At 73.0% G+C, this 13452-nt stretch carries 12 protein-coding genes and 1 pseudogene; 2 read left to right on the forward strand and 11 right to left on the reverse strand.

Going from position 1 to position 13452, the window contains the following annotated elements; all coding sequences use genetic code 11:
* Positions 1-210, reverse strand: a pseudogene (locus ACFPZI_RS22255) (ABC transporter permease); the annotation flags it as partial.
* A gap of 335 nt (positions 211-545) precedes the next feature.
* Here ACFPZI_RS22255 and ACFPZI_RS22260 point away from each other — a divergent pair.
* Positions 546-1172, forward strand: coding sequence for a TetR/AcrR family transcriptional regulator (locus ACFPZI_RS22260; protein ID WP_381365695.1), 627 nt, complete (start codon positions 546-548; stop codon positions 1170-1172).
* 144 nt (positions 1173-1316) lie between these two features.
* Here the strand turns inward: ACFPZI_RS22260 and ACFPZI_RS22265 are convergent, their stop codons facing one another.
* From ACFPZI_RS22265 to ACFPZI_RS22285, 5 genes are all read right to left on the reverse strand, one after another.
* Entirely contained in the window at positions 1317-1481 is a 165-nt protein-coding gene (locus ACFPZI_RS22265; protein ID WP_381365698.1) for a hypothetical protein, read from the reverse strand.
* Positions 1482-1507: 26 nt separating this feature from the next.
* On the reverse strand, positions 1508-1951 hold the full coding sequence (locus tag ACFPZI_RS22270; protein ID WP_381365700.1) for an NUDIX hydrolase: 444 nt from the start codon (positions 1949-1951) through the stop codon (positions 1508-1510).
* Complete coding sequence (locus ACFPZI_RS22275) at positions 1948-2781, reverse strand: ADP-ribosylglycohydrolase family protein (RefSeq protein ID WP_381365703.1); 834 nt, start codon at positions 2779-2781, stop codon at positions 1948-1950. Before ACFPZI_RS22275 ends, ACFPZI_RS22270 begins: the two co-directional genes overlap by 4 nt.
* A gap of 9 nt (positions 2782-2790) precedes the next feature.
* The gene (galE, locus tag ACFPZI_RS22280) at positions 2791-3780 is read right to left on the reverse strand and encodes a UDP-glucose 4-epimerase GalE (RefSeq protein ID WP_381365706.1); all 990 of its coding nucleotides are present in this window, start codon (positions 3778-3780) and stop codon (positions 2791-2793) included.
* 127 nt (positions 3781-3907) lie between these two features.
* A complete protein-coding gene (locus ACFPZI_RS22285) occupies positions 3908-4405 on the reverse strand; it encodes a MarR family winged helix-turn-helix transcriptional regulator (RefSeq protein ID WP_381365708.1) in 498 nt (165 codons plus the stop codon).
* Positions 4406-4540: 135 nt separating this feature from the next.
* Here ACFPZI_RS22285 and ACFPZI_RS22290 point away from each other — a divergent pair, with 135 nt between their 5' ends.
* Complete coding sequence (locus ACFPZI_RS22290) at positions 4541-4954, forward strand: organic hydroperoxide resistance protein (protein WP_381365710.1); 414 nt, start codon at positions 4541-4543, stop codon at positions 4952-4954.
* A gap of 94 nt (positions 4955-5048) precedes the next feature.
* On the opposite strand, the gene ACFPZI_RS22295 is transcribed toward ACFPZI_RS22290, so the two are convergent.
* The 5 genes from ACFPZI_RS22295 to ACFPZI_RS22315 all read right to left on the reverse strand — a co-directional run.
* Positions 5049-5522: a transposase gene (locus ACFPZI_RS22295; RefSeq protein WP_381365712.1), complete on the reverse strand. Its 474-nt coding sequence runs from the start codon at positions 5520-5522 to the stop codon at positions 5049-5051.
* A gap of 406 nt (positions 5523-5928) precedes the next feature.
* Entirely contained in the window at positions 5929-6966 is a 1038-nt protein-coding gene (locus tag ACFPZI_RS22300) for a carbohydrate ABC transporter permease (RefSeq protein WP_381365715.1), read from the reverse strand.
* Positions 6963-8309, reverse strand: a complete 1347-nt coding sequence (locus ACFPZI_RS22305; RefSeq protein ID WP_381365718.1) for a carbohydrate ABC transporter permease — start codon at positions 8307-8309, stop codon at positions 6963-6965. Before ACFPZI_RS22305 ends, ACFPZI_RS22300 begins: the two co-directional genes overlap by 4 nt.
* A gap of 7 nt (positions 8310-8316) precedes the next feature.
* Positions 8317-9741: an ABC transporter substrate-binding protein gene (locus ACFPZI_RS22310; protein ID WP_381365721.1), complete on the reverse strand. Its 1425-nt coding sequence runs from the start codon at positions 9739-9741 to the stop codon at positions 8317-8319.
* Positions 9742-10067: 326 nt separating this feature from the next.
* The coding region (locus ACFPZI_RS22315) for an FHA domain-containing protein (protein ID WP_381365724.1) at positions 10068-13452 on the reverse strand (3385 nt) is incomplete at its 5' end.

Below are 13452 nucleotides of genomic sequence, written 5' to 3' on the forward strand. Positions count from 1 at the left end.
CAGCTTCGCCTGGCTGTACTGCGCGGTCAGCTTCGCCCGGGAGAAGGCGAGGATGAAGTGCCGGCGCGCCCACAACTCGCGGACGTAGCCGGGCAGGGTGGGGCGGGCACCGCTGACCGTGAGGCCGTGGCGGGCGGCGAGGGCGGGGAGGTCGTCCTCGGCGGCCGGGAGGACCGGTGCGGGAGGCGGTGTGTGGAGGACCTGACTCACATCCGCTGCTTTCGCTAGGGGGGTGGGGGTGACGGTGGGGTGGTGCGGCGCCGGGTCCCGCCCGGTGTTTCCCCGCGCGTCTTCGCGCGTTCACCTACGTCGGGACGGCACCGTATCGTCGCAACGCGAGCGTAGGCCGAACGCGCGACGGAACGCAACCGTTTCGTCGTGACGGCCCAGGTCCGCCCCAGGTCCGCCCCAGGTCCGCCCCTGGCCTGTTCCCGGGCCTTCCCGGGCCCGTCCCAAGTCCGGGCCCGTGCCTTTCTGTGCCGGATCGGTGTACGTACTGTCGTCAGAACGGGCCCGTATCGTCGTCACGCCCTATGCTGGTCCGCATGACGACGAACGCCGAGGAGCCCCAGCCGCGTCCGCGCCGTAGGGCCCCCGCCGGGGCGGCCGTACTGCGCGAGGACGTGACGGAGGCGATCCGGGCGGCCGTCTTCGAGGAACTCGCGGCCGTCGGCTACGCGCGGATGTCCATCGAGGGCATCGCGCGTCGCGCGGGCGTCGGCAAGACCGCGGTGTACCGACGCTGGCGCTCCAAACTGCACCTGGTCCTGGACCTGGTCTCCGCCATCGCCGTGCAGGGCCTGCCCGCGCCGGACACCGGCTCCCTCGAGGGCGACCTGCGCCTGCTCTACGAGGTCACCTCGCGCGCCCTGCGCCACCCCGTCGCCTCGCAGATCCTCCCCGACCTCCAGGCCGAGGCCGCCCGCAACCCCGACATCGCCGAGGCGCTGCGCAAGGCGCTGCGGGAGGGCCAGGACGGGGTCGCCAAGGGCGTCGTCGCGGCGGCGCAGGAGCGGGGCGAGGTGCGCCCCGGAATCGACCACGCCCTGGCCCTCGACCTGATCTCGGGTCCCCTGTACTGGCGCTCGGTGGTCATCCGCAACCCGAAGCTGCCGAAGGGCTACCTGGGCGCGCTGGCGAGGGCCACGACGGAGGCGCTCAAGGCGCTGTGACGCGGGGGCGGCCAAAGGGCTTTGCGGCTCGGTTCCGCCTCCGTGGCGAAGCCCGTTCCGGCCAAGCCCTACAGGATTCCGGTCCAACGCCAGGGGCACGCTCCGGCCCTGCCACGGAAACAGCTGGAACGGTCAGCCCTGCACTCAGGCGGCGAAAGGCATGTTCCCCACGGCGGGGTGGGCGATGCCGCGGCTGTGACAGTCGTCGTCGCCGTAGGCGTCCCCGTGGTCGGCACACATGATGACCAGATTCCGCCCCTGGGAGTGGACCTCATCGAGCAGCCGGCCGGCTGTAGCAGTGCATCGCATCCCGGCACGGCGCCGCGCTGCAACCATTACGGCCAGTTGTGCGCGGCGAGAGGACCAGTGCCACGGAGATAACCGAGCAGACCGGCCTGCGGGTACTCGATGATGTCGTCGGGTAGTTCGTGCACGGTGAACCAGGTGAGTGCCAGGCACTGCTCCGGTTCCTTGTTGACCGGCTCCCCCTCCCACTCTTCGGCCTCGAAGAAGAAACCGATCCGCTCTTTCTTGTCGCCCTGGCGGTGGTGCACGACCTGAACGAGCCGGAGGTCGGTCGGGGCGACGGTGATGCCGGTCTCTTCGAACAGCTCACGAGCGGCGCCGACAGCCAGGGACTCGCCCTCATCCAGCTTCCCGGACGGCATGTGCCATCGACCGTAGCCGTACGGGCCGCCCCGCTGGGAGAAGAGGATCTTGTCGCCGTCGCGAAGAATGACGTGAGTGTCGATGACGGGTGTTGCCGGTTGTCCGCTCATGGTTCCTGGGGGTCGGAGGGACGGGGAAAGGCATCGACGTCGGCGGCAGGGCCGGTATGGCGTCGGTGATTCGTCGAGCTACGTCCGAGGCCAGGTCCGGATGCCGGCCCGGGGGTGAGGACGGTGGCGTAGCGCTCGCGGTGGTCCGGGTGGACCGCGCGCAGGGTGTCCGGTACGGCGGCGAGCGGATCGCCCCCGGTCAGGGCGACGCGCACCAGCTCGTGGAAGACGGCCGTGCCCTCCCAGCCCGCACGGTCGCCGTGGGTGAGCGCGGCCGGCCGGCGGGCGGCGTCCGTGGTGGCGTCCCGGCCCTGCCGCGCGAAGTACACGGCGGAGGGTGCGGCCCGCTCCCCCAAGCTCTCGGCTTCTCCCCCGAGTTCTCGGCTCCGCTCGAACAGGGGGGACCCCCACGAGCAGGGAGGTACCCCCGTCGCCCCGTTCCCGGCGGCTCGTTGGCTCGTCCGGAAGTGCGGCGCGGCGGCCATGTCCCACGGGTCGCCGCTGCTCAGCACTGCCTCCGTCTGGAGGCCGATGTCCTTCGGGCCGGCGGCGGCCCACCGCTGGAAGCGGCGGAAGTCTTCGGGGAGGTCGAGGCCGTCGTGCTCCAGCAGTGACTCGGCGACCAGGACCGCCATCTGCGTGTCGTCGGTCGCCTCGCCCGGTTCCCAGCCGTCGCCCCCGCACATCTCACCGCCGGGTCCCGGCTCCGGGAAGCGGGCCGAGGAGACCCCCTCGGGGCCGAACTCGAAGGGGGCACCCAGGGCGTCGCCGACGGCGGAACCGACGACGGCGCCCATGGCGTGCTCGGAGGAGACCGGGGCAGAGGTCATCCGCACAGGTCAGCCGCGTCCCGCCGCCGGGTGGAGGCGCTGCCAGCCCGTCCAGGCCGAGGTGATCATGTCGTCGACGCTGTGGCGGGCCTTCCAGCCGAGTGCGGTGGCGGCGCGGTCGGCCGAGGCGACGACGTTCGCCGGGTCGCCGGGGCGGCGGGGTTCGATCGTGGGCGGGAGGTCGTGGCCGGTGAGGGCGTTGATGCGGTCGATCATGCCCCGGACCGAGACGCCCTCCCCGCGGCCGATGTTGAGGGTGAGGTCCCGGCCGGGCGCGGCGCGCAGGGCACGCGCCGCGGCCACGTGGGCCTCGGCCAGGTCGACGACGTGGATGTAGTCGCGGACGCAGGTGCCGTCCGGGGTCGGATAGTCGTCGCCGAACACCTGCGGGGGCGCGTTCTCGGTCAGCTTCTCGAACACCATCGGGACGAGGTTGGAGACGCCCGTGTCGGCGAGTTCCGGGCGCGCGGCGCCCGCCACGTTGAAGTAGCGCAGGGAGGCCGTGGACAGACCGGTTGCCCGGCCCGTCGCGCGGACCAGCCACTCACCGGCCAGCTTCGTCTCGCCGTACGGGGACATCGGCAGGCAGGGGGTGTCCTCGGTGACCAGCTCGGCGCCGGTGGACGGCGTGCCGTACACCGCCGCCGAGGACGAGAACACGAAGGACGACGCCACGCCCGCCGCCGTCACCGCCTCCAGCAGGACGCGCAGGCCCTCGATGTTCACCCGGTAGTACTGCAGGGGCAGTTCCACCGACTCGGCGACCTGTTTCTTCGCCGCCAGGTGCACGACGCCGGTGACCTCGTGGTCGGCGAGGGCGCGTGCCACCCGCTCCCCGTCCAGGACCGAGCCGATCACCAGCGGCACTCCGTCCGGTACGCGGTCGGGGATGCCGGTGGACAGGTCGTCGTACACCACCGTCCGTTCCCCCGCCTCGGTCATCGCGCGTACGACGTGCGCCCCGATGTAGCCGGCGCCGCCGGTGATCAACCAGGTCATGTGCGGCCGTCCCCTCGTCGTTGACCCGTGGTGGTGCGGGTGGTGCTCCGGTGGTGCCGTGGTACCGGGGTCTGCGGTGGGCGGTCGGTCTCCACCGTTCGGTCGGTCTGCACCGTTCGGCAGGATCCTAGGCCTCGTTCGCCGCCGCCGTGTCCAGTGCGGTGGTGAGACGGTCCAGGCGGGCCTTCAGGTCCTGGATCTCGTCGAGCCCGAATCCGGTCGCGGTGACGATCCGGCGCGGGACGTCCAGGGCCCGCTCGCGCAGCGCGATGCCCTCCTCGGTGGACCGCACCTCCACCGAGCGCTCGTCGCGCGCACTGCGTTCCCTGTGCACCAGGCCGGCCGCCTCCAGCCGCTTGAGCAGCGGGGACAGGGTGCCGGAGTCGAGCCGCAGGTGCTCGCCGAGCTTCCGCACGGGCAGCGTGCCGTGCTCCCAGAGAGCCAGCATCACCAGGTACTGCGGGTAGGTGAGGCCGAGGTCCTTGAGGACCACGCGGTACACGCCGTTGAAGGCGCGCGAGGCGGACTGCAGGGAGAAGCAGATCTGCTGGTCGAGGCGGAGCCAGTCGCCGGCGGACCCGGTTGACTCCGGGGTGGCCGGTCCGGGATTCGGGGTCGGTGTCATGGCTCCAGGGTAGCTCTTTCGAGCCATTTAGTTGTGCACAATTTAGTTGTGTGCTTTGCTTATGGTGGTGCGGAGGTCCGGGCCACCGACGGACCGGCCGCCCCACGACCACGACTCGAAAGGGAAGGTTTCCCCATGGACGCGCTCTACACCGCTGTCGCCACCGCCACCCACGGCCGCGACGGCCGCGCCGTCACCTCCGACGGCAAGCTGGACCTCGGCCTCAGCGCCCCCGTGCAGCTGGGCGGCAACGGCGAGGGCACCAACCCGGAGCAGCTGTTCGCCGCCGGTTACGCGGCCTGTTTCGGCAGCGCCCTCGGGCTGGTCGGCCGGGCCGCGAAGGTGGACCTCGGCGACGCCGCGGTGACCGCCGAGGTCGGCATAGGCAAGCAGGGCGAGGGCTTCGCGCTCGCCGTGACGCTGCGCGTCGAGCTGCCCGACGCCGTGGACCAGGAGACCGGCCGCAAGCTGGTCGAGCAGGCGCACCAGGTCTGCCCCTACTCCAACGCCACCCGCGGCAACGTCCCGGTCGAGCTCGTCATCGAGTAGTCCCCGGCCCAGACCAGTCCCCGGCCTGCCCCGCTTCGGCGGGCCCCGGCGCGCACGGTGCGACGCTGAGGTGAAAACCTCCCGCAGTTGATCGTCAGGCTGCGGGAGGTTCGGCGATGATCTGGTAACCGAGTTCGCGGAGCCTGGCGAGGTGGTGGGCGGCCTGGCGGTCGGGGGAATCGCGGTGGGTGAAGTAGTCGGCGCCCAGGTCGTGGTAGGGCCGGCCGCGGTCGAGCATGTGGTAGATCGCGACGACGATGGAGTGTTCCACCGCCTTGATCGCTCGGGCGTGGCCGCGGCGGGGCTTGATCCGCCTGTACTGGGCGTGCAGGTAGGTGCCCTTGGAGCGGATCGCGGCCATCGCGCGCTCGTGCAGGGCGACACCGAGCCACTTGGGCCCCTTGCGGGAGCGGCCGGTGCGGGACTTGCCGGCCGACTCCCAGTTGCCGGGACAGACCCCGGCCCAGGAGGCGAGGGCCTCGGCCGATTCCTCCGGGACGCGGACATTGGCGACCACGGTGTCGCGGTGGACGTCCAGCCCGGCACAGCGATCGACGACCTTCTCCATGGCTCCTCCTCGCGGTGCGTCCGGCATCGGCGCTGCCCGCCCCGTGGGAGGCCCCTTCTCGAAGAGTCTGAGGTTCGTGCTCGCGGCAACCACATCACGTGCCCCGGGTCTCCCGCGCCACACTGTTGATCGGGCTCCAGGGCACCACAGAGTCCCGGCGTCAGCGGGGCGTGCACCAACTGAGTTTTCATCCACCGCAGGAGGCACGACAAGGCCCGGGATCACTGTTGGCGAATGCGCGGGCCCGGGGCATGGATCCGCAGAGTGTGTCACTTTCCCGGAAAGTGACACACTCTGCGGCAGGAACATCCCCGGGCCACCGCCGTGGACGCGCGGAGACCGGAACCGTCAGGCGGAATTGACCAACAGCATCCGCACGGTGCGTCCGGGGCCCGTACGCGGCACGTCACTTCACCGCGCCCGCCATCACGCCGGAGACGAACTGCCGCTGGAAGGCGAAGAACACGGCCAGCGGGATCACCATCGAGATGAACGCGCCCGGCGCCAGCACGTCGATGTTGTTGCCGAACTGCCGTACCTGGGTCTGCAGGGCGACCGTGATCGGCTGGCTCCCGGAGTCCGTGAAGATCAGCGCGACCAGCATGTCGTTCCACACCCACAGGAACTGGAAGATGCCCAGCGAGGCGATCGCCGGCCCGCCCAGCGGCATCACCACCCGTGCGAACAGGCGCAGTTCGCCGGCGCCGTCCAGCCGGGCCGCCTCCAGCAGCTCCTTCGGGATCTCCGCGAAGAAGTTGCGCAGCAGGAACACCGCGAACGGCAGGCCGAAGCCGACGTGGAAGAGGATCACGCCGACGAGCGAGCCGAAGATGCCGATGCTGCCGAAGAGTTCGGCGATCGGGATCAGCGCCACCTGCACCGGCACCACCAACAGCCCCACCACACCGAGGAACCACCAGTCCCGGCCCGGGAACTCCATCCAGGCGAAGGCGTATCCGGCGAGCGAGCCGATCACTACCACCAGCACCGTCGCCGGGACGGTGATGTACACCGTGTTCAGCAGCGAGCCGGTGATGTCGTCGTTCTCCAGCAGGGTCTCGTAGGCGCCGAAGGTGAGCTGCGAGGGCTCGGTGAACACCGTCCACCAGCCGTCGGCGGCCATGTCCTGCGGGGTGCGCAGACTGGCCAGCAGCAGACCGATCGTCGGGACCAGCCAGAACAGGCCGACGACGATCAGGAACACCCGCACCAGACCACCGCTGACCCACTCGGCCAGCCGGGAGCCGAGCGACCGGGACCCGCGCGCCCCGGATTCCGGCGCCCCGGATTCCGGCGGCTCGGACTTCGGCGGCTCGGACTTCGGCGGCTCGGATTCCGGCGGCTCGGATTCCGGCGGCTCGGACTTCGGCGGCCCCGATTCCGGCGCCCCGGACCCCGTCGACGTGCCCTTCGGTGAACCGTCGCCCTCCAGAGGTGAGTTCATCGCCTGACCTCCCGCCTCAGCCGCCGCACGTTGAACCACATCACCGGGATCACCAGAAGCAGCAGGAACACCGCGATCGCGCTGGCGATGCCCGGCTGGTCCTCGGAGAAGCCCTTGCGGTACAGCTCCAGCGCGAGGACGTTGGCGTCGTCCTGGGAGGAGCCGGGCGCGATGATGAAGACCAGGTCGAACACCTTGAGCACGTTGATCATCAGGGTGACGGTGACGACCGCGAGCACCGGCGCCAGCAGGGGCACCGTGATCCGTCGGAACACCTGCCACTCGTTGGCGCCGTCGACCCGCGCGGCCTCCAGCAGCTCCCGGGGCAGGCCCGCGAGCCCGGCCGCGATCAGCACCATCGCGAAGCCCGCCCACATCCAGATGTACGAGCCGATGATGGCGGGGGTGACCAGCGACGGGCCCAGCCAGTCCAGGCCGTTGTACGGCTCCTGGAAGTTGCTCGCCGGCAGCCGGAGCTGTGCGCCGTCCGCCTTCGCCGACAGGGAGAACGTGCCGTCGGCGCCCGCCGTGGCCGTCTCCACCGCCGTGCCGTCCTTGACGGCCTCGATCTTCATGCCGGGGTAGCCCAGCTCGTCCGCGTCGACCTCGTTCAGCGTGCCGACGCCCTTGCCGCGGGTGAAGTCCTGCCAGGTCGTGCCGGTGATCCGGTCCGCCTCCGGTTTCGGCGCCGCCGCCCGCGCGGCGTCGTCGGGAATCAGGTCCGGGGCGACGCCGACCAGCGGCAGCGCGACGGTGTCGCCGACGCTCACCGTCCCCCTGGTGACGAAGGCACCCCCGCCGGTCGCCTCCAGCGGCGACTCGCGGCCCGGGTGCGCCTTCGGGTACGCCGACGACTCGGCGAAGGTGTCGTGCACGCCCACCCACACCGCGTTCGCGACGCCCTTGTCCGGGTCCTGGTCGTACACCAGACGGAAGATGATGCCCGCCGCCAGCATCGAGATCGCCATCGGCATGAAGACGACCAGCTTGAACGCCGTGCCCCAGCGGATCCGTTCGGTCAGCACCGCGAAGATCAGGCCGAGCGCGGTGGCGACCGTCGGCGCGAACACCACCCAGATGACGTTGTTCTTCAGGGCGGTGCGGATGCCGTCGTCGGTGAACAGCGCCTGGTAGTTGTCGAACCCGGCGAATCCGTCGCCGGGCTGGTCGTAGAAGCTGCGGACGACGGAGTACCCGATCGGGTAGACCACGAGCGCACCGAGCAGCAGCAGCGCGGGCAGCAGGAACAGCGCCGCGACGGTTCTGCGGGTGCCGGTGACGCTCCTGCGCGACGTGGGGGCGGCAGGGGCCCCGGAGGGCCCCGCCGCCTTGTCCGACTTCATCGCCGGATCAGTTCCCGTACGCCGCGGCCGCGTCGGCCTCCAGCTGCCGCTGGGTGCCCGCGATGTCCTTCGGGTTCTTCAGGAAGTCCTGGAGCGCCTTCCACTCGCCCTTGCCGGGGGTGCCGCCGAAGGCCTGCGGGGCCTGGTCGGACATGTCGAAGCGGAAGTCGTCGCCGGCGTCGACGAGCGCCTTGGCCATCTTCTGCTGCACCGCGTTCGGATACGCCGAGTTGGGCACGTTCTTGTTCGGCGAGAGATAGCCGCCCAGCTTCGCCTGGATGCCCGCGGCGTCCGGGGAGGCGAGGAACGTCGCCAGCGCCTGCGCCGCCTTCGAGTCCTCCAGGATCACGGCCGCGTCGCCGCCGGACACCACCGGTGGGCTGTCACCGACCGCGGGGAACGGGAACACCTTCGCGTCCGTGCCGACCTTCGCCTCGGTCTCGCCGATGTTGACCTGGACGAAGTCGCCCTCGTAGACCATGCCCGCCTTGGGCTGGTCGCCGCCGGTGAAGGTCTGCGTCACGGAGGCGGGGAACTCGGTCTGCAGCGCGCCGTCCGGACCGCCCGCGAGGTAGTCGGCCTTGCCCCAGACCTCCGCCAGCGTGGTCAGCGCGTCCTTCACGGACGGGTCCGTCCACTTGATCTCGTGCGCGGCGAGCCGGTCGTACTTCTCCGGGCCCGCCTGGGAGAGGTAGACGTTCTCGAACCAGTCGGTCAGCGTCCAGCCGTCGGCGCCGCCGACCGAGAACGGGGTGACGCCGGAGTCGTAGACCGTCTGCGCCGTGGTGAGCAGATCCTTCCAGGTCTTCGGCTCGCTCGCGCCCGCGTTCTCGAAGACCTGGGCGTTGTACCAGATCAGCGACTTGTTGGCGGCCTTGTAGTAGACGCCGTACGGCGTGCCGTCGACCGAGCCGATGTCCTGCCAGCCCTGCGAGTAGTTCTTGGTGAGCTCCGCCCGCGCCTCGGCGCCCAGCGGCTTGGCCCAGCCCTTCTCCACGGCCTGCTTGACGGCGCCCGGCTGCGGCAGCAGCGCCACGTCGGGCGGGGCGCCGCCCGCGATCTTGGAACCGAGGAAGTTGATGATGGGGTCCTGGGCGGGAACGAACGTCACCTTCGCGCCGGTGCGCTGCTCGAACTCCGCGAGGACCTTCTTGAAGTTGGCCTGTTCGGTGCCGGTCCACACGGCGGCGACCTCGAGGCTCTGGCCGTCCAGCCGGGGAAGGGTGAGGGTGGAGGCGGTCTCGTCGGCGCCGCCGCCCGTCTCGTCCTTGCCGCCGCCGTCGTCGCCCCCGCACGCGGTGAGCGAGACCGCGAGCACGCCCGCGACGACGGCGGCCCCTGCTCTGACGGCCCTGCGGGTGCGGGGGGTTGCCGTTGCCGCGGGTGTGCCGGACGACCTGCGTGCCCGGATGATCCTGCTCGTCCTGCGCATCACTGCCCCGTTCTTCGTACCTCGTCGAACGTCGAGCGCTGTCCCGTGCGCTCTGGTGTACGCCCGTGAGGTCTAGATCGGCAAGAGTGCGTCTCCTGTCAAGTCCGGGATCGTGACCGCGTCGTGACTCTCCGGGGCGGAAGGGCCCGGGCCGGGCCGTCCGGGCAGGCCGCACGCCCGCACCGCCCGTCGAGGGTGCGGGTGTCACGGACCGGGGTCGGCGGGGCTGGTGGGGTGGCGCGAGGGTCGTGAGGGCCGAGGCGTTGCGCGCCCTCTCGCCGCTCGCCACGCACGAGCAGGGGGAGAGCGGCGAGAGCGGCGCGGGGTCACAGCAGTGACGGCACCTCGGTGGCCGAGACCTCGCGGCCCGCGCGTTCCAGCGCGCTGGCGAGCAGGGCGAGGTCGGTCGGGCCGTTGCCGAGTTCCCGGACCGGGCGGCGGGCGGGCGGATCGCCCATGCGGTGCCACTCCAGCGGTACGACCGTGGGCCGCAGCGTCGCCGTGCGCGGGATGCGCCCGGTCACCCGCCCACCCTGGAACGCGGTCACCCGGCCGTCCGCATGGACCAAACGCCCCCGGCCCGGCGCCGGTTCGACCCCGCTCCCCCGGTTCGGTTCGAACGAGGAAACGGCCCCGCGGCCCGGTGCGGGCGGATCGAGCGTCACGCGCAGGGCCGCACGGCGCACCGGCTCGGACTCCGCCGTACGGGCGCAGGGGCCGGTGGCCGACACCAGGTGCACGCCCAGCCGCTCGCCCTCCCGTGCCACTGCCTCCAGCGCCCGCAGCACCGACCCGGCGGCGGGCCGCCCGGGCGAACCGAGCGCGGGGGAGACCAGCGCGTCCAGGTCGTCCACGACCACCACCAGCCGGGGCAGCGGCGGCGGAGCCTGAGCCCTGCGCCGCGCGGCCCCGGGCCGCAGCCGCACCGTGGAACTGGGCGGGGCCTCCAGGTCGCCCCCGGAGTGCTCGCCACCGGCGGCTGCGGGGCCACGGGGCGCGGCCGTGCGCTGGGCGACCATACGGTCCGACAGCTCGCGCCCGGTGTGCCACTCCACGAAGTCCGACCGGCCGAGCAGTTCGGCACGCCGCTTCAGCTCGGCGCTCAGCGACTGGGCGAACTCCCGCATCCGCACCGGGTCGTTGGCGCTGAGATGCGTGGTGACATGCGGTACGTCCGTACACACACGCAGTCCGTCGCCCGGCCCGTCGCCCGGCCCGTTGCCCTGTCCGCCGCCCGTGGTGCCGGCGCGGCCGTCCACCAGCACGATGCCCAGCCGGTCCGGCCGTTCGGCCGCTGCCAGGGAGGCGACGACGGCCCGGAGCAGTTCCGTACGGCCGCTGCCGGACGGTCCCTCCACCAGCAGATGCGGCCCGTCGGCCACGAGGTCGGCGGACACCGGGCCGCGCGGCCCGGCACCCAGCACCGCGCACACCCGGCCGCCGAGCCGTTCCTTGTCGTCGGCCGCGTCCGCCCAACGGGCCATCAGCGAGGCCGGGGTGGCGCGGGCCAGGCCCAACTCGTCCAGTAGTCGCGCCGACGGGGGCAGCGGCGCCGACACGCGCGTGTGCCGCGTACCCGGGGCGCCCGCCGTGCGCAGCGGTGCCAGGGCCCGCGCGAACCGCTCGGCCCAGGCGGGGGAGACCGCGTCGACCGTGGCGACCGTGCCGTGGCCGACCGGACCCGGTGCCGTCCCCGAGCCGGTGGCGGCCACCCGCAGCAGCCGCAGGGTGGTCGCCACGTCCCCGCTGAGCAGGGCGACGGCGCCGCACTCCCGGAACGCGGGCGTCACCGCGCAGGCCGCCTCGTACGTCTCCGACACCGGGGACGAGGCGGAGGCGGCGGCCGTCTCGGCGAGGCACACCAGGTGGATACCGGCCCGCGGCCCCTCCACCGCCAGCCGTGCCACCGCGTCGCGCACCTCGGGATCCCCGGGGTCGCCGTCCACGACGACCACGGTGTACGGCCCGGTGAAGCCGCCTGCCGGGCCATCGTCGGCGTCCCGGGCGGGCCGCCGGGGGGCGCCCCGGTCGGCGCCGGATGCCCGGGGCTGCTCGGGAATGAGCGGGGCGACCGGGGCGGAGGAGGCGGACGGGACGGATAGGGCGGAAAAGGTGGAAGGGGAGGCCGGGGCGGGTGAGGTGCGGGCCGCGTGGTCGTGGTCGTCCAGGCGGCGCAGCAGCTCCTCGACGCGGGCCGCGGCCTGTTCGCGGTCGTGGGCGAGGAGCAGCCGGCAGCCCTGTCCGTGTCCCGGCCGTACGTGCGGCAGCCAGCCCAGCCAGGTCCATTCCGCGGTGCGCTCCTCCAGGGTGCGGGAGCGGTCGGCGGTGATCAGGACGATCTCGAGCGTGTCGGGGGAGTGCAGCGCGGCGAGCTGGGCCAGCACCGCGCGGGCCAGCCCGGTGAGCCGCCCGCGCGGACCGGCCAGGCCCAGCGAGCCCACCTCGCGCAGCCCCGACGTCACGGGTACGGCGGGCAGCAGGCCCGAGCCGCCGGGGAGCGTCCGGTCGGCCGTGCCGAGGCGTATCGCCAGGGCCTCCGGGTGGTCGGGCCCGCGTTCCCACAGACGGGGCCCGGGGCCCAGCGCGGTCAGCAGCAGGATGGCGGGGTCGGGCCAGGTCTCGGGCGGGCCGGGCGCGGCGACGGCCGGGACGGCGCCGACCACCTCCTCGCCGTACCTCTCCTCGCCGTACCTCTCCGGGCCGGTGCTCTCCTCCGGCTCCGGACGCCCCCCGGTCAGCCGACGAGCCCACGCCGAGAGCCCACCACGCCGGCGTCCGGCGGAGGGCTGCGGCACGAGGCCGGCGTCGGCCGGACCGGTGCCGCGCACCGGCGTACCCTCGCGGCCGTCGGCGGGCCGGGTGCCGGGGGCGGCGGGCCGGGCGGTGAGCCCACCGTCGGCGCCGGATCCGGTGGGCGCACCCGCGCTGCCCGCGCGGGGACCGGTCTCCGCCCCGGACGCCGGGTCGAACCCGCCGCCGGCCGGCCTCGGCTGTGACACCCGGCGTCCCCGGGGGACCCGTGGCACCTCACCCCGGGAAGCCACATGGACCGTACGCCTGCTGCTGCGGCCTGTGCTTCCAGAGCCAGAGCCGGAGCCGGAGCCGGAGCCGGAGCCGAAACCGAAACCGGTGTCGGAGTCGGGGCCGACACCGGAGCCGGAGCCTGCGTCCGGCCCGTCGCCCGTCCCGCGGTTCTCGATCCCCGGTGCGCCCCCCTGGCCGGGCACCAGTGGGGTTTCCCCGGTGGTCCGGGCCGCCGGGGAACCGTAGCCGTGGTGCGTCGGCCCGTCCGGCGGACGCACGGCCGCCGACCCCGCCCTCGCGGGCGGCTCCGCGGATGCCCTCGCGGGCGGTTCCGGCACGCGGACGTGGCCCTCGCCGTCCGGCGTCGTCCGTGCCCGTGCCCCCGGTCCCGCGGCCGGGGTGAGCCGCAGTGCCGACTCGCCGATCCGCAGCAGCGCACCCGGTGCCAGACCGACCGGGCGGGAGCCCACCCGCCGCCCGTCCAGGGTCGTGCCGTTGGTGGAGCCGAGGTCGGCGACCGAGACCCTGCCGTCCGGGCCGACCGTCACCGCGCAGTGCAGCCGGGAGACGTCCGGGTCGTCGAGCGGCACATCGGCGTCGGCCGAGCGGCCGATGCGGATCTCGCCGCCGTGCAGCAGATGGACGCCGCCCGCGTCGGGACCGGCGACGACATGGAGCCTTATCGGG

This window comes from Streptomyces chlorus (assembly GCF_042655885.1).
Taxonomy (GTDB): Bacteria; Actinomycetota; Actinomycetes; order Streptomycetales; family Streptomycetaceae; genus Streptomyces; species Streptomyces chlorus.

Coding starts and splice junctions, on each gene's coding strand:
- ACFPZI_RS22260 (WP_381365695.1), top strand. CDS start 546: ATGACGACGAACGCCGAGGAGCCCCAGCCGCGTCCGCGCCGTAGGGCC.
- ACFPZI_RS22265 (WP_381365698.1), bottom strand. CDS start 1,481: ATGCGATGCACTGCTACAGCCGGCCGGCTGCTCGATGAGGTCCACTCC.
- ACFPZI_RS22270 (WP_381365700.1), bottom strand. CDS start 1,951: ATGAGCGGACAACCGGCAACACCCGTCATCGACACTCACGTCATTCTT.
- ACFPZI_RS22275 (WP_381365703.1), bottom strand. CDS start 2,781: ATGACCTCTGCCCCGGTCTCCTCCGAGCACGCCATGGGCGCCGTCGTC.
- galE (WP_381365706.1), bottom strand. CDS start 3,780: ATGACCTGGTTGATCACCGGCGGCGCCGGCTACATCGGGGCGCACGTC.
- ACFPZI_RS22285 (WP_381365708.1), bottom strand. CDS start 4,405: ATGACACCGACCCCGAATCCCGGACCGGCCACCCCGGAGTCAACCGGG.
- ACFPZI_RS22290 (WP_381365710.1), top strand. CDS start 4,541: ATGGACGCGCTCTACACCGCTGTCGCCACCGCCACCCACGGCCGCGAC.
- ACFPZI_RS22295 (WP_381365712.1), bottom strand. CDS start 5,522: ATGGAGAAGGTCGTCGATCGCTGTGCCGGGCTGGACGTCCACCGCGAC.
- ACFPZI_RS22300 (WP_381365715.1), bottom strand. CDS start 6,966: ATGAACTCACCTCTGGAGGGCGACGGTTCACCGAAGGGCACGTCGACG.
- ACFPZI_RS22305 (WP_381365718.1), bottom strand. CDS start 8,309: ATGAAGTCGGACAAGGCGGCGGGGCCCTCCGGGGCCCCTGCCGCCCCC.
- ACFPZI_RS22310 (WP_381365721.1), bottom strand. CDS start 9,741: ATGCGCAGGACGAGCAGGATCATCCGGGCACGCAGGTCGTCCGGCACA.